Source organism: Bacillus sp. FSL W8-1127 (genome assembly GCF_038006725.1).
Classification (GTDB): Bacteria; Bacillota; Bacilli; order Bacillales; family DSM-4216; genus Bacillus_O; species Bacillus_O smithii.
Window position 1 is genome coordinate 2,837,781 of sequence record NZ_JBBOVU010000001.1, and the last position, 22,479, is coordinate 2,860,259.

19 protein-coding genes are annotated in these 22,479 nt (G+C 43.3%); 1 reads left to right on the top strand and 18 read right to left on the bottom strand.

Features of this window, described 5'->3' with window-relative positions:
* Nucleotides 1-14: 14 nt before the first annotated feature.
* The 13 genes from rodA to NST12_RS13440 form a co-directional block, all read right to left on the bottom strand.
* The gene (rodA, locus tag NST12_RS13380) at nt 15-1,184 is read right to left on the bottom strand and encodes a rod shape-determining protein RodA (RefSeq protein ID WP_327804689.1); all 1,170 of its coding nucleotides are present in this window, start codon (nt 1,182-1,184) and stop codon (nt 15-17) included.
* A 1,403-nt stretch (nt 1,185-2,587) separates the two neighbouring features.
* A complete protein-coding gene (locus tag NST12_RS13385) occupies nt 2,588-3,214 on the bottom strand; it encodes a nitroreductase family protein (RefSeq protein ID WP_048623946.1) in 627 nt (208 codons plus the stop codon).
* Between the two features lie 226 nt (nt 3,215-3,440).
* A complete protein-coding gene (locus NST12_RS13390; protein WP_048623947.1) occupies nt 3,441-4,064 on the bottom strand; it encodes a sterol desaturase family protein in 624 nt (207 codons plus the stop codon).
* A 217-nt stretch (nt 4,065-4,281) separates the two neighbouring features.
* Entirely contained in the window at nt 4,282-4,740 is a 459-nt protein-coding gene (locus tag NST12_RS13395; protein ID WP_341030103.1) for a hypothetical protein, read from the bottom strand.
* 417 nt (nt 4,741-5,157) lie between these two features.
* Nucleotides 5,158-6,699 (bottom strand): acyl-CoA carboxylase subunit beta, encoded by a 1,542-nt coding sequence (locus tag NST12_RS13400; protein ID WP_341030104.1) that lies wholly within the window; start codon nt 6,697-6,699, stop codon nt 5,158-5,160.
* Nucleotides 6,700-6,713: 14 nt separating this feature from the next.
* The gene (locus NST12_RS13405) at nt 6,714-7,490 is read right to left on the bottom strand and encodes an enoyl-CoA hydratase (protein ID WP_048623950.1); all 777 of its coding nucleotides are present in this window, start codon (nt 7,488-7,490) and stop codon (nt 6,714-6,716) included.
* 7 nt (nt 7,491-7,497) lie between these two features.
* Nucleotides 7,498-8,412, bottom strand: coding sequence for a hydroxymethylglutaryl-CoA lyase (locus NST12_RS13410; RefSeq protein ID WP_003352519.1), 915 nt, complete (start codon nt 8,410-8,412; stop codon nt 7,498-7,500).
* Between the two features lie 7 nt (nt 8,413-8,419).
* The gene (locus tag NST12_RS13415) at nt 8,420-8,632 is read right to left on the bottom strand and encodes an acetyl-CoA carboxylase biotin carboxyl carrier protein subunit (RefSeq protein ID WP_327805493.1); all 213 of its coding nucleotides are present in this window, start codon (nt 8,630-8,632) and stop codon (nt 8,420-8,422) included.
* A 219-nt stretch (nt 8,633-8,851) separates the two neighbouring features.
* Entirely contained in the window at nt 8,852-10,219 is a 1,368-nt protein-coding gene (locus NST12_RS13420) for an acetyl-CoA carboxylase biotin carboxylase subunit (RefSeq protein WP_003352521.1), read from the bottom strand.
* Nucleotide 10,220: 1 nt separating this feature from the next.
* Nucleotides 10,221-11,861: an AMP-binding protein gene (locus NST12_RS13425; RefSeq protein WP_341030105.1), complete on the bottom strand. Its 1,641-nt coding sequence runs from the start codon at nt 11,859-11,861 to the stop codon at nt 10,221-10,223.
* 21 nt (nt 11,862-11,882) lie between these two features.
* On the bottom strand, nt 11,883-13,025 hold the full coding sequence (locus tag NST12_RS13430) for an acyl-CoA dehydrogenase (RefSeq protein ID WP_327805499.1): 1,143 nt from the start codon (nt 13,023-13,025) through the stop codon (nt 11,883-11,885).
* 99 nt (nt 13,026-13,124) lie between these two features.
* Nucleotides 13,125-13,763 carry a TetR/AcrR family transcriptional regulator gene (locus tag NST12_RS13435; protein WP_341101479.1) on the bottom strand — a complete coding sequence of 213 codons (639 nt, stop codon included), beginning with the start codon at nt 13,761-13,763 and terminating at the stop codon, nt 13,125-13,127.
* Between the two features lie 158 nt (nt 13,764-13,921).
* Nucleotides 13,922-14,800, bottom strand: a complete 879-nt coding sequence (locus NST12_RS13440; protein WP_327805501.1) for a CvfB family protein — start codon at nt 14,798-14,800, stop codon at nt 13,922-13,924.
* Between the two features lie 353 nt (nt 14,801-15,153).
* Between NST12_RS13440 and NST12_RS13445 the strand changes: the two genes are divergently transcribed.
* On the top strand, nt 15,154-16,569 hold the full coding sequence (locus NST12_RS13445; protein WP_341101481.1) for a LysM peptidoglycan-binding domain-containing protein: 1,416 nt from the start codon (nt 15,154-15,156) through the stop codon (nt 16,567-16,569).
* Between the two features lie 161 nt (nt 16,570-16,730).
* On the opposite strand, the gene NST12_RS13450 is transcribed toward NST12_RS13445, so the two are convergent.
* The 5 genes from NST12_RS13450 to NST12_RS13470 form a co-directional block, all read right to left on the bottom strand.
* Nucleotides 16,731-17,879, bottom strand: coding sequence for a saccharopine dehydrogenase family protein (locus NST12_RS13450; protein ID WP_341101483.1), 1,149 nt, complete (start codon nt 17,877-17,879; stop codon nt 16,731-16,733).
* A gap of 270 nt (nt 17,880-18,149) precedes the next feature.
* Complete coding sequence (locus tag NST12_RS13455; protein ID WP_445662332.1) at nt 18,150-19,325, bottom strand: M20 family metallopeptidase; 1,176 nt, start codon at nt 19,323-19,325, stop codon at nt 18,150-18,152.
* Nucleotides 19,326-19,527: 202 nt separating this feature from the next.
* Nucleotides 19,528-20,508 (bottom strand): S66 peptidase family protein, encoded by a 981-nt coding sequence (locus tag NST12_RS13460; protein WP_341101486.1) that lies wholly within the window; start codon nt 20,506-20,508, stop codon nt 19,528-19,530.
* A 111-nt stretch (nt 20,509-20,619) separates the two neighbouring features.
* Nucleotides 20,620-20,946, bottom strand: coding sequence for a YnfA family protein (locus tag NST12_RS13465; RefSeq protein ID WP_341101488.1), 327 nt, complete (start codon nt 20,944-20,946; stop codon nt 20,620-20,622).
* 267 nt (nt 20,947-21,213) lie between these two features.
* Nucleotides 21,214-22,476 carry a PTS ascorbate transporter subunit IIC gene (locus NST12_RS13470; protein WP_341101491.1) on the bottom strand — a complete coding sequence of 421 codons (1,263 nt, stop codon included), beginning with the start codon at nt 22,474-22,476 and terminating at the stop codon, nt 21,214-21,216.
* Between the last annotated feature and the right edge of the window lie 3 nt (nt 22,477-22,479).

Consider the following 22,479-nt stretch of genomic DNA (forward strand, 5'->3'; position numbering starts at 1 on the left):
CCTTTTTTCATAATCTAATAGGAAGAAAACATGAACCGTCTTTCATGGTAATACACAGAAAAAACCAGCCCCATCGCCAGCATATTTCCCATCAACGAACTTCCTCCATAACTAATAAACGGAAGAGGGATCCCTGTTATTGGAAGAAGCCCGACAGTCATTCCAATGTTTTGGAACACATGGAAAGTAATCATGGAAATAATGCCGGCGCACATATAAGAATAAAACGGATTTTTCGTTTGAAGCGCTATTTTCGTCAAATGGTAAACGAGCAGGAAAAACAAGCTGATGACTACACTAGCACCCAGAAATCCGAATTCTTCGCCGACAATACTGAATATAAAATCAGTGTGGCTTTCAGGCAAATAAATATCCCGCTGGCCGAAACCCTTTCCCAATGTTTGTCCTGAGCCGATGGCCAACAGGGATTGGGTTAGATGATATCCGGACGAACTTTGATAACTGTACGGATCCAACCAAGAATAGATCCGCCCAAACTGGTACTGTTTAACTCCCAAATATTTTTCCAATATTTTCGGATGCCACAGCACCATATAGAAAATACCAACGATCAATACAGCAGCTGAACCGAATAAAGGAACTAAGATTTTCCACGTAATTCCTGAGACAAAAATCATTCCAAGCAGGATCGCAATTAACACGAGCGATGTTCCCAAATCGGGCTGCTGCATCACAAGAAAAAGCGGCAGAAAGGTAGCCAACCCCATCTTGATCAAGAGCCAAAAATCCGATTCGATTGTTTTTACGGGATTTTTTTGATGGTGCTCAACCATGATTCTAGACAACACAAGAATCAAAAACACTTTTTCAAATTCGGACGGCTGCAACGAACCCATGGCAGGTACTTTATACCAGCTTTTTGCCCCATTGATGACGGGAGCGATGCTGGAAGGCGCCACGATTAAAAATGCCAACAGCAATATGCCCAAACCGTAAGTAAACCATGAAAGCTTCATCCATTGATCGGCATCGACGCGGATTACTAACGCAATGATGCCAATACCGACACCATACCACATGATTTGTTTGACAACGAAATTTTCTTTATATTGACCAGTTGACTGCGCACTGTAAATCGCAACTAAACTAGTGATCAACAACAACAGCAAAATGAATACAAGACCATAATCAATACGGCTTTGCGATTGATTTTGAGAAGTCATCCATGTCTCCTCTTCCCATAGAAAATTACAATATACCTCTAACATTATACCTTTTCAAGTAAATTTCACAATAGAAAAATGTTTCAAATCCAACAGTTTTGAAGATAAATAACGAAAGTCTCTCTCCATAATGACAACATGAGTAATAAAAAGCATTTTAAAAACAATGTTTCAGCTATTTTTAAACTTATACAAAATCATGATCCGGATGGTGATTGCATCCATTTCTTTTTGATTTCATTTCAAGTTTGTTGCATGTCCGATTTCCCGCTTTTTATGATAGCACATAACGTGAATTTGCTGAACTATGACTAAGTGACTTCTTTTTGAGAAAGAAAAATGATCATGAAATTATGGGATCACGGCCTATAAATCATGCTCTTTTTCCAAAATAAGCCGAAATTTCGAATGTACTTTCATTTGAAATGGATATAAATATTCAAAACAGGGATGACAATCATGGTGAGGATGCCAAATGCTTGAGGTATAAACGCTCTCTAGAGGTGTAAAGCTTTGCCATGACTGTTTCGCCGATTTTCATAGTTTAGAAAAGAGACTGACATGTCCTTTCAAGCGGAATAAAAAGAGATTTCCACCTGTGGGACCTTTGGGCCCACTGATCGTTAGATGAACAAAGAAGACGATTAGGGAGTGCTCCTTCACTTAAGAACAGTTGCTGTCCTGCTTGTCTTGAAGAAGAGAACTGACTGCCCTTCATGGGGAATCGAGTAGGAGGGAGCGATTAACTCCCGTCCTCTCACACCACCGTACGTACGGTTCCGTATACGGCGGTTCAATTAAGATAATTGACGCAAGTCTTTATAACTTCCGTGAATAGCTGTTCTCTTTATGCCAGTGGTCACTCCACCCTCCAAGAGGTCTCCCACGGGATTCACCGCTTCCTCCCTCAAGTGAGGTACTACGTTTTCTGTGTTCATCATGACTCACTGAATACCAAGGGCTATTCTCTCTTAATTGTTCGGTCCTTCTTAGTTGTTCTAGACCAACTAATACTATGACCTCTGCTGACTTCTGACGGTTCAGCTACTTATCACTAAGTAGGTTATGAAGAGTACTTCACATATCCGCCAGACCTCCCCGGGTAAGTACATGCACTTTCACACCATCTATCCGCCTCATTTACTCGATATGACCTTCGACAGAAAGAGCTTTGTTTTGTTATGCAAACTCACTCAATCATACCTAGCCTTATATGAGGTTCGTGTTCCTCGGACCGGTGTTTTGCCTCCAGCTTCCTTCAGATTCCGCGTCACCACGGACACCCTTGCTCTTGGCTAACCTCTACTTCTGTCTTCGGGGTTCGGGACTTACACCCTATAGTTCATGTACATGCCGGGCGCACATAAAAAGTCTTCCCCCGTTATTCTGTCGGGGGAAGACTTTTATAAGAAGCGAACGATATCTTCAACAGGAATTCTTGTTGTTTTGTAAGCAGGCGCAGCCGCTTTTCCTAAGGCAATTAACACCGTTGGAACGAAGCGATCGGAAATGTTAAATCTTTCAACGAATTGTTTTTTATTAAAACCGCCCATCGGAACCGTGTCATAGCCACGAGCCTTCGCAATCAGCATGATTTGCATGGAAACAAGGCCGGCGTCAAATGAAGCTATATTTTTCCGGTCTTCCGCAGACAGAGATGGATAAAGTTTGTTAATGTTTTCGATCATGAGTCTCATTCTCTCTTCATCCATATAACCTGCTTCATAGTTGCTTCGATACACTTTTTCGGCGTTTTTATACATTTCCGTATCGCCTAAAACCGCAATGACGGCTGAGCATGTTTCTACTTGTTCTTGGTTATTGGCGATGGCGCGGAGCTCTTTTTTCGTTTCTTGATCTTGAATAACAAGAAAGCGCCATGGTTGAAGATTACTGGACGAAGGGGCCAAAGTGGCTTCCTTTAAAATTTCTTCAATTTCTTCCTTCGCAATTTTATAATTAGGATCATATTTTCTGACGGAATGGCGTTCTTTTATAACGGTAGATAAATCTGTAGAATGACTTGTCATATTTCTTCCCTCCATGATCAAATTACTTACTTTAAGTAAGCACTGTTAAAAGTTTATCTTTCATAATAGATCACGTCAAGAAGGAGATTTTATGATCATTAAAAAAGGAAAAAGGAGCCAACTAAATAGTCAGCCCCTGGTTATTTCAAATCATAGCGTCTCCGAACAGAAAAGACCTTTCGATGCCATGAAAAATGATCATGGTGAAAGCTTGTTTCCGAAGAAATTATTTTATAACGGTTGCTCGGCTGCGGCTCATTCGTCGTGAAGATTGTTTTTGGGCCTGTTTCTTCGGGTTGCGGTACGTTCCCAACAGCAAATCCATCAGCGGATTCGTTAGGCCAAACCAATATTTTTTGTTAATGGTGTGATGCTGCAAGTGATAGACTTTCAGCCGCTTGCCGATAGGGGTGAAAGGCTCAATGGGACGATGAGCGGAAAAATGCCTCCATTGATGATAAAGCAGCGTTCCCGAAACGCCCGTGACAAAAGCGATGGAAAATGTGATATCCCGCATGATTAATTGAACGGCGAGAACCAGAAGCAAAAGCATTGGAAGAGTCAGCCAAGCAGGCAGCAAAATGCCTTTTAGCTCGCTCGGATGTTGGTGATGATGATCATGCCAGTCTTTTACAGGTTGTAAAAATCTTATTTTTTCCGGCAAAGACCCATGAAAAAGAAAACGATGAATAACATATTCCATAATACCGAAAAATATGATTCCAATTAAAAAAATAAATAAAAGGGGCCAGCGAATATAAAAGACCGATAAACTCAATCCGAGAAATAAGAATAAGCCTAAACCAATCATTTCCGTTGTATTCCAAAATTCACGGACATACTTGAACATATTTGGTCGTCCCCCCTCCTTTATTTTTTTTGTCAAAAACTTGCTTTTTTCTATATATAATATTCAATCAATTGATGAGTGATGTCTATTATAGACTCTTTTCTTCCATCGATTCAGAAACCAAAAAATGAATCGCTCCATTCGGTGTTTCAACGCGGCCACGATTCCGTTTCATTTTCTTAAATCCAGACGTATTTTTTCCGAAGAAAAACATTCATCACTTGTTTGATTTTGAATCAGTTCCCCCAGTATTGTATGATTTTGCTTCTTTTGGAATCGGTTTAAAGCGGAAATACCATAGCCCATTTTTTTGACTTATGTTCACTGGTTGAGTGAAAACAGGGACGGGCAGTGGAATATGCTGCTCATTGGGAATAACTCTTCGCTTTTTTACAAAGTAGATAGGTTCTTTCTTCTTTTTCCATGAGGCGGTTTTTGTTTTTATCAGTAAATTTTGATGGTCCATCCACATTTGAAACTCATGTTGATCCAGACCGGGGAGTTCCAGTTCCAGAACAAGGAAATCGTTCCATTGATAAAGATTATAGTTCATTTTCTCTTCTTTATCTGAATATCCATCTTCTCGACCATGTTTTCTGGAATGAAACACGGATTTCCAAAAAGAATCATCCTGGACCTTATGAGCGAAATTCAGCCGTTTTTTCCATTTTTCCATCTCCGTTCTCATCTCCCCTTAAAAACATAATGCCTTTTAGTCGTTTTCTGCATGATCGGTTTCCGTCTTTCCTCGTCACAAAATCATGAAGAATGCACTACTGATTTTCAAACTATGACCATAAACAGCCGGCTGCCTTTCCCAAATCCTTTTCGCTCGTTGATCTATCTTATTCAAAAAAGTGCCCAATGTTCATGTTCAGTTCATGAAACATATGCTCAAATTGCTTTTCCAACTGTATGGAGGCCTTTCCCTCGTACAAAAAGTTCAGAAGAGCAATGGACGTTATCAAAAACTGTACGCACAAAAATAGCAGGGCCAGGTTAGTCCCCGCTTGTCAGTTTTGAAAATACGTTTTATCTAATAATATTTCATCTGCGTACGGTTTTTTTTATCATCTGTCTTCGTCCTTTTGGATCAGACAGGATAAACCGGGTGCTTCCGCTCGGAAAAAACTAGATACTTGGACATATAGACTTCCAGACGTTGGGATAATTCTTCACGGAGTCGATTCGGCTCCACAATATCGTCCACGACTAACTCAGACGCCAACCGGTATATATCAATATCTTTTCGATATTCTTCACGCTTTGCTTCCACAAATGCCGCTCTTTCTTCCGGTTCCATCGCTTCTATTTTATTGGCGTACACCGCGTTGACAGCGGCTTCCGGCCCCATCACCGCAATTTGGGCAGTCGGCAAAGCTAAACAACAGTCCGGTTCAAAAGCGGGACCCGCCATGGCATACAGGCCGGCTCCGTATGCTTTGCGGACAATCACAGTCATTTTTGGAACCGTTGCTTCGCTCATTGCCGCGATCATTTTGGCGCCATGGCGAATAATCCCTGCTTTTTCTACATTCGTTCCAATCATGAAACCGGGAACGTCCGCCAAGAATAAGAGCGGAATATGGAAGGCGTCGCACAAATGAATGAACTTAGCGGCTTTGTCGGCAGAATCATGAAACAACACTCCGCCTTTTACACGCGGTTGATTAGCAATAATACCAATCGGCTGCCCTTCTAAACGAGCAAGACCCGTAATAAGTTCAGCCGCAAATCTTTTTTTGATTTCACAAAAAGAATCTTCATCCACAATGCGGTCAATAAGCTGATACATATCAAAAGGAGCGTTCTGGTTTTTTGGAATGATGTCTTCGATTGACTGATCAAAAGATTTGGGAGATTTTTTTTCGGCTCGTTTCGGCTTTTGCGTGTAATTGTCCGGGAAGTATGTTAAATATCGGCGGGAAAACTCGATGGCTTCCTCTTCGGTTTTTACGAGCACATCACCGCAGCCCGAAACACTGCAATGCATTTTGGCTCCGCCCATTTGTTCAAGCGTCACTTTTTCGCCGATCACCATTTCCGCCATCCGCGGCGATCCTAAATACATGGAGGCATTTCCATCCACCATCACGACAATATCGCAAAAAGCGGGAATATAAGCGCCGCCAGCAGCCGAAGGGCCAAATAACAGACAGATTTGCGGAATTTTCCCTGAAAGTTTTACTTGATTGTAGAAGATTCTTCCCGCTCCTCTCCTTCCAGGAAACATCTCTATTTGGTCGGTAATTCGGGCTCCTGCGGAATCAACCAAATAAATGAGCGGACAGCGAAGCTTTTCTGCCGTTTCCTGAATTCGAATGATTTTTTCCACTGTTCTTTTTCCCCATGAACCAGCTTTCACAGTGGAATCATTGGCCATTACGCATACAGTGCGTCCATGAATTTTTCCAATCGCCGTCACGACTCCGTCCGCCGGAAGGTCACCGGCAAGACAATTGGCAAATAGCCCGTCCTCCGCTATTATATCTTCGTCGAACAGAAGCTTGAGGCGGTCACGGACAAATAATTTCCCTTTCGCTTTATTTTTCCGATGGTATGTTTCATTCCCACCTTTTAGCACTCCATCTTTTATCTCATGATAGTTGGTAAGAGCTGCTTTTATTTCCGACATTGGGTGCCCCTCCTTTATCTTCCCGTGTATCGGGGTTGTCGTTTTTCCTGAAACGCTTTGAGCCCTTCTATTCGGTCAGAACTATTTAAAAGAGCGTTATAAGCCAATTCTTCTATTTTTAAGCCTGTCATGATGTCCGTTTCCATCCCTTTGTTAACGGCTATTTTGGCTTGCCGCAAAGAAAGCGGAGCGTTTTCCACAAATTCTTTTGCCAGTTCAAAAGCCTTCTCCAGCACTCGTTCCGCTTCTACCGCGTATTCCACCAGTCCAAGTGTTTCGGCTTCTGCCCCTGAAATTTTACGAGCCGCAAAGATTAATTCTTTTGCTCTTCCTTTCCCGATTAATCTTGGAAGACGCTGAGTGCCTCCCGCACCGGGGATAATACCGAGAGAAGTCTCGGTCAATCCCAGTTTGGCATCTTGAGCAGCAATTCGAATATCGCATGCCAGCGCCAATTCCAAACCTCCTCCCATCGCAGCACCATTGATGGCGGCAATCGTCGGCTGAGGAACATTTTCCACTTCGTTGATGATGGAACGTATCTGTTGTACCGCCTGTTTCACTTCTTCTTCATCCATCCCTTTTCTTTCTTTCAAATCAGCGCCAGCACAGAAAAACGGACCGCTTCCCGTAATAATGACCGTTTGAATATCGCTCTGTCCTTTTATTGTTTGCAGCAGCTGTTTTAATTCACTGAGCAGCTGTTTTGACAAAGCATTAGCTGCTTCCGGGCGGTTTAAAATAATGATCGCTATCTTCTCCCTATGTTCCCATCGAACCATTTCACCCATCGCTTTTTCACTCCTTCCTCGTCCGTCTTGCCAACTCCATTTGTTTGCTTGACAACGGCTTTTCCAATTTTTCTTCTATAAAATGCGCCGCTTGAAGCAGACGATTCCGATCAATTCCCGTCTCAATCCCCATCCCTGTAAGCATGTAAAGCAAATCTTCCGTTGCGACATTTCCGGTAGCTCCTTCGGCATACGGACATCCCCCCAGCCCTCCGAGTGAACTGTCAAAAGTGGTTATCCCCATTTGCAAAGAAATGAGAACATTGGCTAACGCAGTCCCACGAGTATCATGAAAATGCATCGCAAACTGATCCGCTTTATAAGATTTCAAAAGTTCTGAAAGCAAAGCTTCTACTTGCGACGGTACGCCCACGCCAATCGTATCGCCGAGAGAAATTTCATCCACACCCATTTCAAGAAGCCGATCTACCACCCTTTTGACTTGAGAAACCGGAATCTCCCCTTCATACGGACAAGCAATCACTGTGGATACGTATCCGCGCACCGTTTTTCCGGCAGATTTGGCTTCTGCCACGACTTCTTCTAAAACCGGAAAAGTTTCAGATATGGATTTGTTTATATTTTTTTGATTATGCGTTTCACTGGCTGACATAAACAGACAGACTTCGCCCACGTCCGCTTTCAACGCTCTTTCCAATCCTCTCAAGTTCGGGACAAGCGCTGCATACTTGACTCCTTCTTTTCTATGGATCTTGGAAAATACCTCTTCGGCATCGGCGAGCTGCGGAATCCATTTCGGGTTGACGAAAGAACTCACTTCAATCGAAACAAGCCCCGCCTCAGACAGCCGATTGATCCATTCCGCTTTGACATCAGAAGAAAGAATTTTATCTTCATTTTGGAGACCATCCCGGGGGCCAACTTCTTTAATGTGTACTTTCTTGGGCCACTTCAAAAACATCCCCTCCCTACTCCATTTCGATCAAATCGTCCCCTTCGTTGACAAAATCCCCCTCTTGAACATGAATGGCTTTTACGATTCCCTCTTCATCTGAAGAAATGGGAATTTCCATTTTCATTGATTCGAGAATGATCACATCTTGACCTGATGTTATTTTCTCCCCTTCTGAAACCAGTATTTTCCATACGCTTCCGGCCATGCTCGCTTGAATGGCACTCATATTTTCATCCCCCTGACATCCTATTTCTCGTATTCCGCCAACAAATTATTGCCTCCTTTTCCATCATTTCTCGTCGTTACCCAATTTTCTATAGCAAACAAGGAAAGGCGGCCTTTATTTTTATAGAAAATTCAGATATTTTTTCGTATACATCTTACTGATGGTCATAATGAAAAACTATGAAGGCAAGGTATGATTCTCCTTTTTCAATCAGCTCCCTTATGATGTTTTCGGCTGCTTGGTGCTTTCTTGCAAATAATGACGATTCACAAACTGCGTTGTCGTGTCTCCGGCTAAAAACCGCTCATGGGACACCGTTTTTAAAAGCATTGGGATATTGGTTTTAATCCCTTCAATTTGATAGTGTTTCAGAGCCTCGATCAACCGATTGCACGCTTCTTGACGGTCTTTTCCCCAGGCAATCAATTTGCCGATCATCGGATCGTAAAATGGAGTGATCACCGTCCCTTTTTCGATGGCCGTTTCATGCCGAATGCCCTCCCCTTCCGGCAATCGCAGAAAAGTGATTTTGCCTGGCGATGGATAAAATGTATTCGGATCTTCCGCATAAATTCTTACTTCAATCGCATGGCCGTCTCTTTTGATATCTTCTTGGGAAAATTCCAACCTTTCTCCGGCTGCTATTTTGATTTGGTGCTCAACAAGATCCAGTCCGGTGATTTCTTCTGTGACAGGATGTTCCACTTGAAGTCTTGTGTTCATTTCCAAAAAGTAAAAATTTTGATTTTTATCGACTAAACATTCCATCGTACCCGCATTGGTATAGCCGATTTTCCGAACCGCTTGCAGCGCCGACGCCAACATTTTTTTCCGAGTAGATTCGCTAATAAATGGAGACGGGGCTTCTTCCACCACTTTTTGATTTCGTCTTTGAATGGAACATTCCCGTTCCCAAAGCGCTACAGCATTTCCAAATGAATCGGCTAACACTTGCACCTCGATATGATGCGAGTCTTCAATATACTTTTCTACATACATCGTCCCGTCCCCAAAAAATGATTCCGCTCGTTTTTTATTGCCGGCAAATGCTTTTCGCAGCTCTTCTTCAGAACGAATCACTTGCATGCCAATCCCTCCACCGCCTGCAGAAGCCTTTAACATAAGGGGATAGCCGATTTCTTTTGCAGCCAATACAGCTTCCTCTTCATTCCGGAGGGGAATATCGATTCCTTCTATAATTGGCATTCCGGCTTGTTTCATTGTTTTTCTCGCTTCAATTTTGCTTCCCATCGCTTTAATGATATCGGAACCGGGACCAATAAAAACAAGTCCTTCATCGTGGCACACCCTCGAAAATTCGCTATTTTCAGATAACAATCCGTATCCCGGATGAATCGCTTCCGCTCCGGACTCCTTGGCGACACGGATGATAGCATCCATATTTAAATAGCTTTGATTGACAGGAGGCTTTCCAATGCAGAACGCTTCATCGGCCTCATGAACATGCAGTGAATCCTTGTCCGCTTCCGAATAGACGGCGACTGTTTCAATCCCCATCTTTTTGCAAGTACGAATGACTCGTCTAGCAATTTCCCCCCGATTGGCGATTAAAATTTTGGAAAACATCTTATCTCCCCTTTATATCCTCTAAATACCTTTCCCGAAGTTTAAATTTTTGAATTTTTCCCGAAGCGGTCATCGGATATTCATCTGTAAAGAAAACGTATTTTGGAACTTTGTGCCGTGATATCTTTCCTTTGCAGAACGCTCGTATTTCCTCGGCATCGGCTGTTTCTCCTTCTTTCAAAATAATCCATGCGCCTACTTCTTCCCCGAATTTCTCATCCGGCACTCCCACTACTTGCACATCTAAAATTTTCGGGTGTTGATAAAGAAATTCCTCGATTTCTCTTGGATAAATATTTTCCCCGCCGCGGATAATCATATCTTTTAGGCGACCGGTAATCCGTACATAGCCATTTTCATCCATTACCGCCAAATCGCCTGTATGGAGCCAGTGATCTTCATCTATTACTTCTTTTGTTGCCTCCGGATTTTTATAATAGCCTTTCATCACATGATAGCCTCTTGTACAGAGTTCCCCTTGTGTGTTCGCCGGCAGCACGCGGTTGCTGCCTGGTTCCACAATTTTTACTTCGACATGAGGCAATGCTTTTCCTACTGTTTCCACCCGCAGCGAAACCGGGTCGTCCGTGCGGCTTTGAGTGATGACAGGCGAAGATTCCGTCTGTCCGTAGCATATGGTAATATCCTTCATCCCCATTTTTTCCATGACTGCCTTCATCACTTCCATCGGGCAATTAGAACCCGCCATCACCCCCGTCCTTAAAGTCGTTAAATTGTATTTTGAGAAGTTCGGGTGATTCAATTCTGAAATAAACATCGTCGGAACGCCATGAAGGGCTGTGCATTTTTCTTTTTCTACCGTTTGCAGGACAGCCTCAGGGTCAAATTCCTGAACCGGAACCATCGTCGCTCCGACACTTACAGAGGCAAGTGTACCGATCACGCAGCCGAAGCAATGGAAAAAAGGAACAGGAATGCATAAACGGTCATCTTTCGTAAGCTTCATGCATTCAGCGATATTGCGGGCGTTGTTGACGAGATTATAATGCGTCAACATAACCCCTTTCGGAAATCCAGTCGTTCCCGAAGTGTATTGCATATTAATGACGTCATCAGGATGAAGAGATCGAGATCGTGCTTTCAGTTCTTGATCACTGATCCTTTTTCCCTTTTCTATCAATTGAGACCAATTGTACATTCCACTATATGGTTTTTCGCTTAAAACAATCACATTTTTTAAGAGCGGCAGTCTTTTCGATTGCAGTTCTCCAGGCTGGGAATGGCGAAGCTCAGGGCATATTTCATAAATCGTATCCACATAAGAAATTCCCCTGTATCCTTCTATTAAGATTAAAGTCTTGGCATCCGATTGCCTCAGCAAGTATTCCAGTTCCATGGTTCGATAATTCGTATTAACCGTAACTAAAACGCCGCCCATTTTCCCGGTGGCGAACTGGAGCGCAACCCATTCTGGGGTATTGGTGGTCCAGACAGCCAAATGATCTCCCTTTTCCACCCCTAGCGCCATTAAGCCTTTCGCGACCAAATTGCACTCTTCGTTCAATTCACTGTAGGTCCATCTAAGATTGCGGTCGGCATATACTAATGCCTCGTGATCCGGAAAATCATGCACCTTTTCCTCCAACAACTGCCCAACCGTTTTACGTAGTAATTCGGCCATTTTCTCCTCCTAAAAATGGTTTTAGCAACCAAGTTGACGCGCGATGACGAGCCTTTGGATTTCGGATGTTCCTTCGCCGATTTCCATTAATTTTATATCGCGCAAGTGTCTCTCTACATCATATTCACGCATATACCCATATCCTCCATGAATTTGAATCGCTTGATTGCAAACGCGAAAACCGGTTTCGGAGGCAAACAATTTGGCGATTGCCGCTTCTTTTGAGAACGGTTTTCCTTGATCCTTCAGCCATGCCGCTTTATAAACTTGGTTGCGAGCGAGTTCAATCTCCATTGCCATATCCGCTAATTTAAATTGAATAGCCTGGAATTTTGAAATGGGTTGACCAAACTGATATCGTTCTTTAGCATAACGAAGAGCTTTTTCAAACGCTGCTTGTGCAATGCCGACAGAAAGAGCCGCAATGGATATTCGACCTCCGTCCAGTGTATAAAGAAATTGGCTGAATCCTTTTTCTGGATCGCCGAGCAAATTCTCTTTCGGCACACGCACGTTGTCGAGTACAATTTGACAAGTATTAGACGCTCTTACTCCCATTTTTTCATAGTCACAAGAGATTTGAACACCTGGCTTATTCGTAGGCACAATGATGGCTGAAACAATCGGTCGGCCGTTATCCCGTCTGCCAGTGACAGCGGTTACAATAACTTGTCTAGCAAATCCCGCATTCGTAATCCAGCACTTTTCTCCATTAATAACATATTCATTTCCGTCTAAAATCGCTGTGGTTCTCGTGCCCCCAGCATCGGACCCGGCATTAGGTTCTGTCAGACCGAAAGAGCCCAGTGTTTCCCCTTTTGCCATTGGAACGAGCCATTGTTTCTTCTGTTCCTCTGTACCGAAATAATAGATGGGACTAGCACCAAGGCTGATAGCGGCGGCATAACTGAGACCTGTCCCCCCACACGCTTTGCCGATTTCCTCTACAGCAATACAGTAGGAAATCGTATCCCCTCCCGATCCCCCATATTTTTCCGGAAACGGAATACCAAGCAGGCCAAGTTCGCCCATTTTTTTAAACGTTTCATATGGAAATTCCGCTTTTTGATCAAGTTCTCTAGCATAAGGTTTGATTTCCTTTTCAGCAAAATCACTGACCATTTCACGGATCATTTGCTGTTCTTTTGTCAACTCAAAATTCATGAAAATTCCCCCTTTTTAATAACCGACTAGTCGGTCTATATTCGTGTGAACCAACTGATCGAGGTCGCCCTTTTTATTTGCCATTTTAGTACCATTCATTCACCGCTTTACCGGCTGATTTCGAAGCAGATGCTCTTGTGCTGCCGGATCTTTCATGCCTTTTTCCGTTAAAAGGGCATGAAAGATTAAATCAACGTAGATTTTTCCAATGTCTTCAATGGAAAGCGGCCCTTCTTCATGAAACCATTTATACAACCAGTTCACCATTCCGATGACCGCCATGACGGTGATTTCAGCAGTGACTTCTGAACGAAAATCACCGGATTCTTGCCCTTCCCGAACAATTTGCAAAATGATATTTTTATATTGTTTGCGCTTCCGATTGATGTTGATCTCAAATTCTCCTTTAAGATAGGTGCTTTCTTGGTAAAAAACAGTGATGTGGGGTTTATACATTCCAAATACTTTCGTAAACGATTGAATGATGGCACACATTCTGGAAACGGGCGTCGTATATCGATCATATGCTTCTTGCGCTTTTTCAATGACATAAGAAATAAAAATATCATGAATGTGAAAAAGCAATTCATCTTTCGATTTAAAGTTGTGATAAAAACCGCCTTTGGATGTGCCGCATTGTTCTACAATCCGATCAACTGTCACCCCGTGGTAGCCTTCTTTTTCAAAAAGAATCAGCGCTGTATCGATAATCTTTTCTTTCAATGATTTTTTTCCCATAAAACTGATTACCATCCTTTATTTGACATACTACCATACGATGCGCTCTCTGTAAACAGAATAATCAGAATATTCAGTTTTTGTTACAAAAAAAGACCGTTGGCTTCTTTATGAAGCTGTCCGGTCTTTGTCTTTTATGAAAGTCATCTGCAGAACCATTACGATTGATCCCTTGTTTCAGAACCCTTTAAATAGGTCCATCCTTCTTCTTGATAAATTTTTCCCTCTTTCATCAGTCGGCCCATTGCTCGTTTAAAAGCCCCTTTGCTCATACGGAAGCGAGCTTGGATATCTTCGGGGTGGCTTTTGTCGCTATAAGGCATCGAGCCGCCACGCGTTTGCAAATAAGCCAATATGGCAGCGGCGTCTTCTTCGATCGCTTCATGAGTTCTTTTCAGAAGGGAGAGATTGACCGATCCGTCTGGTTTCACATCGATAATTCTGGCGTGGACCGTTTCGCCGAGGCCGGGTTCTTCCATCCTCTGCGATTCGTGAATAAATCCGCGGTACCCTTCCTCTGTCAAAACAAAGGTTCCTGACTTTAACGTACGATATACGACGCCGGTTACATCTTTATTGAAATCCTTCGCCGATGCTTCTACAAATAAATTTTTCATCACTTCTTCCGTTGCCAGTTTGGCATAAAGAAGCCCGTTCCGGTCCGTTTTCAAGGTGCAATAGAGACGTCCTCCTTTTTTCGGCCACACGTTCATGAGCGGTGGAAGGTCTCCTTTCGCGATCAAAATATCTTTATGAATGCCAATAGAAATAAATACGCCCAGTTCACGATGGACATCCGCCACTTCAGCCCAGCCGTAGCGACCGATTTGAATCTCCGGGATGATCATAGTGGCCGCTAATCTTCCTTGTCGATCTTGAAAGATAAATACGTCAACTTGTTCATCAGGACGAAAACCGTCCGTTATGCCGCTTTTATGTAAAAGCACTCTATCTTTCCCATTCGTTAAAAACCAGCCGTATGGCATCTCTTTATCCGGTTTTAACGTTACCACCGTTCCTGCTTGCAGAGCAGCCATTCCATCATTTCCTTTCCTAGAAGATCTTATTTTTCTATTTTTTTCAATGAGCCGAAAAATCCTCGCTATCATGATGTTTTCCAATAGACCTTGCTTAAGGGTACCAAAAAAAGAACTGGACCGCAAAGGAATTCAGCTGCTCACAAAAAAAACGCCTCTATAAATTCAAATCATTCTTCTGATTTTCACCCGAAAGGTCATACATATGACCAGCCCCTTCCTGAATATAATGGGTATCAAACGTATATTTTACCGGACAGTCCTTCTCAAATCTGCTTTTCAGAATAAAGCAAAGAAAGTGTTTTCCGTCTCAGGTAAAAACGGAATTTATCCAAGTATAGGAGCTGAGCATATTGCACATTCATGTCATTCAGCGCGGTGAAAACTTATTCACCCTCGCACGTCGATACGGAGTTTCCGTAGAAGATATTTCACTTGCCAATCAATTGGCGAATCCAAATCAGCTTGTGATCGGGCAAGCGCTAGTTATTCACAGCCCCGGACAGGAATATGTAGTAAAACAGGGAGATCAGCTCCGGCAAATCGCTGACAGGTTCGGCATTTCTGAACAGGCGCTTGCAGATTACAATCAAATTGCCAATCCGGCGCTTATTTTTGCCGGGCAAATTCTGTTTTTTCCCTACTCGATCTACACCGTTCGTCCAGGAGATAATCTTAGTAGAATCGCTGCACGCTTTGGAGTCACTGTACAACAGCTTCTTTCAGCCAACTCCCTTTCAAATCCGAATGTGCTTTCACCAGGTCAACGACTCATCGTTCCAGCCGCGAGAAGGTCCGTCATTGAAGTGAACGCCTATTCCGCTAGTACAGACGAAAGCAGCCGGCAAGAGGTGTTGAGGCTTGGAAAATATTTTACGTATTTAAGCCCCTTCAGCCATTCCATACGCGAAGATGGAACCCTTTCACCATTAAACGACGATAGACTCCTTCAGGCAGCAACAGCCAATCGAACAGAGACTTTGCTGGTGTTGACCAATTTTGTGAACGGCAGTTTCAACTCGGACAGAGCCGCTGCCATTTTGCGAAATCCCTCTCTGCAAGAAACATTGATCACCAATATTTTATCGGCAGTACGTTCCAAAGGATACAGAGGGGTCAATTTTGATTTTGAATATATCTATCCTCAAGATAGAGAAAATTATAATGCATTTTTGCGGAGGGTCGTAAGCCGGCTCAGGCCATTAGGGATATCGGTATCCACGGCTCTCGCCCCTAAAGAAAGAGAAAACCAGCCCGGTTTATTATATGAAGCACATGATTACCGGGCTCACGGTGAAATCGTCGATTTTGTCATCTTAATGACGTACGAGTGGGGATGGGCCGGGGGAAGACCATGGGCCATCGCACCGATCAATAAAATCAAACAAGTTTTAGATTACGCCGTTACCGCCATTCCTAGAAGAAAAATTATGATGGGTGCACCGTTATACGGCCGCGATTGGAGAATTCCATGGATGGAAGGGACCATTGCACGCACCATCAGTCCGCAGGAAGCCATTCAGTTGGCCGTTCGCTATCGAACAAGCATCGAATATAGCGAGGCATACCAGGCCCCGTTCTTTCATTACACTGATGAAACCGGCCAGCGGCATGAAGTATGGTTTGAAGATGCCCGCAGCATGCAGGCAAAAATGGATATCATTAAACAATACGGATTGCGCGGAATCAGTTATTGGGTTCTTGGCAACCCGTTTCCTCAAAACTGGGCCATTCAAAGCCGCAACTTTCAACCAAGAAAAAGAATGTAAAAAAGCCGGTCCTCGGCAACTAATTACAGAGGACCGGCTTTCCATGAGTTATGTCTAAAAATGCTCCATCTATATCCATCATTCCCACTATTTTCATCCGTTAGCCATGTTTCGCAGTTTTCATACTTATTATCCGTATCCTATTAAACTCCAATTCCTCTTTAATGCACTTTTTCCTTAATTAATACCCCTCTTTTGGCCATTTCCTTGATGTATTCCTTGCCGGGAACGATTGTCTCCGGCGGGTGCACCCCACGCTTTTGAATCGTACCCGTTCCGATCATTTGAGCAACAACGGAAAGAGTGTAAGCCGTCGATCTCGCCATGGCAGTCACTTTATGAATTCGATCGTTATAAGTCTTCATTTCAAATGTATGAACCGATCTTCTCCCATACTTTCTTCCTACAGTGATAACCCGCAACAATACGACATCATCTTTGCCTTTTAAATCGACAATCGGGTCGATCACTTTCAAAAAAACATCCCGAGGCTTGATTTTTTGTCCATTCACTTCAACTTCATAATCTTTCCTCGTTAAATTCAAATCGACGAGCAATTGGAATTTTTGCGCATGGCCCGGATAGCGGATGGTTTTATACTCTAAAACATCGAGATGGGGAAAAGTGCGGGAAAGAGTAGAGGTTCCTCCTGCCGTATGAAAGGCTTCAAGGGGGCCAAACTTTTCGAAATAAATTGGCTCTATTTCTGACAATGAGGGAACTTCCACTTTTCGTCCGTTGCGGATGATCAGCGAAGGATCCGTATAATGGTCAAACACACCTTCCATTGAAAATACATGATTGTATTCAAGGGGAGGATCAGGCTTAACGGGGATGCCGCCAACATAAATTTTGATTTCTTTTACTTCGTCTAATTGACTCGCCCCATATCCGGACAAAATATTAATCATACCTGGCGCTACCCCCAAATCAGGAATTAAAGTAACGCCGGCACCCTCCGCCGCTTTGTTCAGTTCCAAAACACGATCGGTCACATGGCCGATATGCCCGCCAAGATCGACCGAATGGACGCCGGCAGCAATCGCCGCCTTCGCAACCGCATAATTAAAAGAATAGAACAATGCATTTAATACAATGTCATGCTTTCGCATCAATTGCACCAGTTGGGTTTCGTCGCCCGCATCTACAAAAACGGGATGAATCTTTGGCGAGTGCAGATCGGCGCATGCCAGCTTAGCTTTTTCGGTATCTACATCAGCCAACGTTACGAACTCCACCCCATCGCTATTCACTAAATCCCGGGCCGCCTCTTTCCCCATAAGACCTGCTCCTAACACTAAAGCTTTCATGTTATCAACCTCCTATTCTATTGAAGGTGAAAAAATGTTGGCATCATGGATACGACATCTTCTGTTTTCTGCCACCGTCCCGACTTTTATTCCCACACTATTCTCCATTTAAAGATGACTATTAGAGGTTCGCCAAATGGAATCCATTTCCTATTTTCTGTTTTCCCAATCAATCCATTCTTTTTATATGTATTCAAGGGCGATTGTCCAGCGTTCCTTTTTCTTCAAAAAAATGGGGCCTCCAACGATTTTGAGGCCCTACTATTTCATTCAATTTTGCAAATATTGGATGGCCGCTGCTGCCAGCACCTTGGCTGCATAAAGCATGGCACGTTCATCAATGTCGAATTTTGCATGATGATGAGGGAAAGAAGCGAGCTTTTCATGGTTTCCGGCTCCGGTTAAGAAAAACGTCCCCGGTACTTTTTGTAAATAATAGGAGAAATCTTCTCCTACCATTAAAGGGTCTGTTTCGAAAACATTTTCGATTCCCACCACTTTTTTCGCACATGCAGCTGCTAATTCGGTTTCTTTTGAATGATTTACTACCGGTGGATAGCCTTTTTCATAACGGAATTCATAATCCGCTTTTTTCGCCAGGCAAAGAGTTCGCAAAAGTGTTTCCATCTGTTCGATGATCAAATTCTGAATTTCCGGCTTGAACGTTCGAACCGTCCCTTTGATCACCGCTTGATCCGGAATCACATTAAATGTTTCTCCTGCATGAAAAGAACCAACGGAAATAACAGCGGACTCCACTGGATTAATCGATCGTGAAGGGATTTGTTGAAGCAGTTGAAGATAATTAGCTGCTATTAAGATGGGATCGATCGTTTCATGCGGCTGGCCGCCATGTCCTCCTTTTCCTTTGATCACCGCTGTAAAATTGTCAGCTGCCGCCATGATCGGTCCTTTTCGAATGGCTATTTTTCCAACGGGAATCGGTGTCCAAAGATGGGTGCCAAATATGGCATCCACTCCGTCCAGACAGCCATCCTTAATCATCGGAAGAGCACCGCCGGGAGGCACTTCCTCAGCAAACTGATGAATGAGGACAATGTTTCCTTTTATATGACCACGATACGTTTGAAACGCTTTTGCGACCGACAAGAGCAGGGCCGTATGGGCATCATGTCCGCAGGCATGCATGACGCCTGGTATTTTCGAACGGTAAGGAACTTGTTTTTCATCTTGTATAGGCAGTGCATCAAAATCAGCCCGAATCGCCACTGTTTTTCCTGGCTGTTCTCCTTGAATGATGCCGACTACACCTCTTCCGCCTACCATCGTTCTCGTTTTAACCCCTAAATCATTTAAATATTCCGAAATTTTAGCCGGTGTTTTTTCCTCTTGAAAAGAAAGTTCTGGATATTGATGAAAAAATCTTCTTAATGAGACCGTTTCCGGAAAAATCGCATCCAGCTCGCTGAACACTTTCTCAATCACGCCGCCTCCTCCTTTCTACTTTTTCAATTATATGCTGAAAATTTCTAATTAAAGAGTACTGTACTTCGGAATGTACAAAACTGTATATGAGAATGTTTTCAACAAAAAAGGCGGAATTCCTGTCCATTCATACAACAGATCAGCTTGTATCCCCTTCCAAATCGCGTTTAAGAAAGGGGATATGAAAAGATGGCTTTCTTTTTTAGCTGTTCGGATACACCGAAATGGAGACTTCGCCATTTTCAGCATGAATGGAAGCTTGTCCGCCAATCGGAATGGTGGCGATTGGATCGGTATGCCCAAAGTTGACATTCGCAATAACCGGCACTCCTTTTAATTCTTTCTTGCTGTGAATCATTTTCTTTAATGCTTCGAGTGTCATGTTTGAATTTTTTTGAAAACGGCCGATGATGATGGCTTTGATCCCTTCAACGTCCGGAAGATGCAGCAAAGATTGAAGCTGTCGGTCAAACGCGAATGGATGGCATTCTTCATCGTCCTCAAGAAAAAGCACAGCGTCCTTTAATGAAGGCATAAATTCCGTCCCTTGCAGCAAATTCAAAGTCGATAAATGTCCGCCGACAAGAGTGCCTTCTCCTTCACCTTCTTGAAGGATGTCGTAATCGGATTGCGGATAATAGATTCGGTCCTCTTTCTCTACATGCCATTTGTCATCGCTCCACTGCTTAGAAGGTTCAATGTCGAAAGGAGCATCATTTGTGAGCGCCTCCAAAAAACATTGCATCGTATAATCGGATGGCACTTTCATGCCCAATGTTGAAAAATGAGGCCCGTAGTACGTAATAAGGCCGGTTTTCCGGTAAATCGCCAGTTGAAGAGCGGTAGTGTCGCCGCATCCGCACAAAATTTTAGGGTGTTCTTTGATCAAGTCGTAATCCATTTCTTTTAAAAGCTGGTTGCTGTTATAGCCTCCGACCGCCGTTAATATCGCTTTTACTTGTTTATCTTGAAAAGCTTCGTGTAAATCTTCAAGACGGTGTTCAACCGAAGTAGAAAAAAATTCATCATGCTCCTCGACATGTTGGCCAAATGTAACATGAAAGCCCAAATTCTCTAATCGTTCTTTGGCTAATTGCAGCTGCTCTCCTTTGACAAGCGCCATACTGGTCGAAGGAGCGATGACACGGATTTCATCCCCCGGTTCCAATCTTGCTGGAAACATGCCTTTTCCTCCTATCTATCTATCGATGTTGTATTTTTCTGCAAACAAGGACCGTTCTCAAGAAGCTCATTCGAACAGCTTGACAAATCTATTATTTTACTATCACAAAACCTAATGCCTCGGCGCCCAAAGAATCACGCCAACTCCCACTAAACAAATCAAAGCACCGAGCCAATCATATAAATCGGGCGTTTTTCTATCGACTCCCCATCCCCACAGGACAGAAAGAAAAATAAAGACACCGCCATAAGCGGCATAAACTCGCCCGAATGCCGGATAGCTTTGTAACGTTGGAATGATACCATACAGGACAAGTAGAATCGCTCCAATAACCCCGTACCAGAATGAATATTGTTCCCGAATCCACAGCCAAATCAAATAACCGCCGCCGATTTCCGCCAATCCCGCCAGCAAAAACAAAGCCGCCGCTCTTCCCATTGCTCACACCCCAAAAATTTCATCTTCCTCGTTTTATTATAAACTAGAAAAATAGGTTTGTCAGAATAGGATGGCAGCAAGAAAGAAGATAAATGCAACGGTCATCTCTAAAGGTCATTTGTCATTTGTCATTTACTCGTTCCCGCGGGTGGACACCCTATCACCAGACAGTCGAAAACCATGAAAAATCCCTCCTGTGAGACAGGATGAGCTTTTTCAAAACTGTCTGCACAAAAGGGATTCACTTTAGAAGAGATTGGCTTTTCATTAAGAAAACAATTTCATCAAATAGCCAAGAAGAATACCGACAATGCCAAAGTCAGCGTCACCGAACGTTGTTCCTTCGAAACCAAGCGATCCGAGGACCGGAAGGAGAATAGCCGGCAAAAACGAGATCAGCAGTCCGTTTGCGAATGAGCCGATCACGGCGCCTCTTCGGCCACCGGTTGCATTTCCGAATACACCCGCCGCTGCTCCTGTGAAAAAGTGAGGAACAAGACCGGGCACAATGACTTTTAAGTGGAACAAAGGAAGCAAAAACATCGAAACCAGCCCGGCCACAAAACTAGTTAAAAATCCGATAATAACGGCATTTGGCGCAAAAGGAAAAACAGTTGGGCAATCCAGCGCAGGTTTCGCATCTTTTACAAACTTATCGGCTATCCCTTTAAACGCAGGAACAATTTCTGCGATGATCAAACGAACGCCCGATAAAATGATATACACTCCGGCGGCAAAGGTAATCGATTGCATAAAAGAAAAGACTAAGAAATTCGTTCCGCCGCTTAGCTCCTTTTCGATAAATGCAGGACCGGCGAAACCGGCAACGATGAAGAACAAGATGCACATTGTCAACGATACGGCTACTGAAGTATCCCGCAAAAATCCCAGTGATTTCGGGACTTTTATTTCTTCCGTTGTACGTTCCTTGTTTCCGAATACTTTGCCCAAAAATCCGGCCACAAAGTAGCCAAAGGAACCAAAGTGTCCTACGGCGATATCATCCGAACCCGTAATTTGGCGTACGAACGGCTGCAGAATCGCAGGAGAAATTACCATTAATAATCCGAGAATGATCGATCCAATAATAACAAGGGGTACTCCGGTTATTCCGCCCGTTGCCAGAACGGCAGAAATTAAACAAGCCATGAATAAAGTATGATGTCCGGTTAAAAAAATGTATTTAAAAGGGGTAATCCTAGCCAAAATAATATTCACGATCATACCAAATACCATTATTAATGCCGTTTCACTACCAAATGTTTTTTGGGCGATGGCCACTATCACTTCATTGTTGGGAATAACGCCTTGAATGCGAAAGGCATGTTGAAACATTTTACTAAAAATATCAAGGGCGCCTACGAGAATATTCGCTCCGCCGCTTAAAATCACAAATCCCATAATCGTCTTTAACGTTCCAGACACCGTTTCTGCCGCATTTTTCTTTTGCAGCAGCAAACCGACAAGCGCAAATATGCCGACTAAAATGGCGGGAGTCCCTAAGATGTCCTTCATTAAAAAGTCCAGCATGGC

Bases quoted from the DNA above. Each gene is read 5' to 3' on its own strand.
- rodA (WP_327804689.1), bottom strand. From the start codon at position 1,184: ATGACTTCTCAAAATCAATCGCAAAGCCGTATTGATTATGGTCTTGTA.
- NST12_RS13385 (WP_048623946.1), bottom strand. From the start codon at position 3,214: ATGACAAGTCATTCTACAGATTTATCTACCGTTATAAAAGAACGCCAT.
- NST12_RS13390 (WP_048623947.1), bottom strand. From the start codon at position 4,064: ATGTTCAAGTATGTCCGTGAATTTTGGAATACAACGGAAATGATTGGT.
- NST12_RS13395 (WP_341030103.1), bottom strand. From the start codon at position 4,740: ATGGAAAAATGGAAAAAACGGCTGAATTTCGCTCATAAGGTCCAGGAT.
- NST12_RS13400 (WP_341030104.1), bottom strand. From the start codon at position 6,699: ATGTCGGAAATAAAAGCAGCTCTTACCAACTATCATGAGATAAAAGAT.
- NST12_RS13405 (WP_048623950.1), bottom strand. From the start codon at position 7,490: ATGGGTGAAATGGTTCGATGGGAACATAGGGAGAAGATAGCGATCATT.
- NST12_RS13410 (WP_003352519.1), bottom strand. From the start codon at position 8,412: ATGTTTTTGAAGTGGCCCAAGAAAGTACACATTAAAGAAGTTGGCCCC.
- NST12_RS13415 (WP_327805493.1), bottom strand. From the start codon at position 8,632: ATGAGTGCCATTCAAGCGAGCATGGCCGGAAGCGTATGGAAAATACTG.
- NST12_RS13420 (WP_003352521.1), bottom strand. From the start codon at position 10,219: ATGTTTTCCAAAATTTTAATCGCCAATCGGGGGGAAATTGCTAGACGA.
- NST12_RS13425 (WP_341030105.1), bottom strand. From the start codon at position 11,861: ATGGCCGAATTACTACGTAAAACGGTTGGGCAGTTGTTGGAGGAAAAG.
- NST12_RS13430 (WP_327805499.1), bottom strand. From the start codon at position 13,025: ATGAATTTTGAGTTGACAAAAGAACAGCAAATGATCCGTGAAATGGTC.
- NST12_RS13435 (WP_341101479.1), bottom strand. From the start codon at position 13,763: ATGGGAAAAAAATCATTGAAAGAAAAGATTATCGATACAGCGCTGATT.
- NST12_RS13440 (WP_327805501.1), bottom strand. From the start codon at position 14,800: ATGGCTGCTCTGCAAGCAGGAACGGTGGTAACGTTAAAACCGGATAAA.
- NST12_RS13450 (WP_341101483.1), bottom strand. From the start codon at position 17,879: ATGAAAGCTTTAGTGTTAGGAGCAGGTCTTATGGGGAAAGAGGCGGCC.
- NST12_RS13460 (WP_341101486.1), bottom strand. From the start codon at position 20,508: ATGTTTCCAGCAAGATTGGAACCGGGGGATGAAATCCGTGTCATCGCT.
- NST12_RS13465 (WP_341101488.1), bottom strand. From the start codon at position 20,946: ATGGGAAGAGCGGCGGCTTTGTTTTTGCTGGCGGGATTGGCGGAAATC.
- NST12_RS13470 (WP_341101491.1), bottom strand. From the start codon at position 22,476: ATGCTGGACTTTTTAATGAAGGACATCTTAGGGACTCCCGCCATTTTA.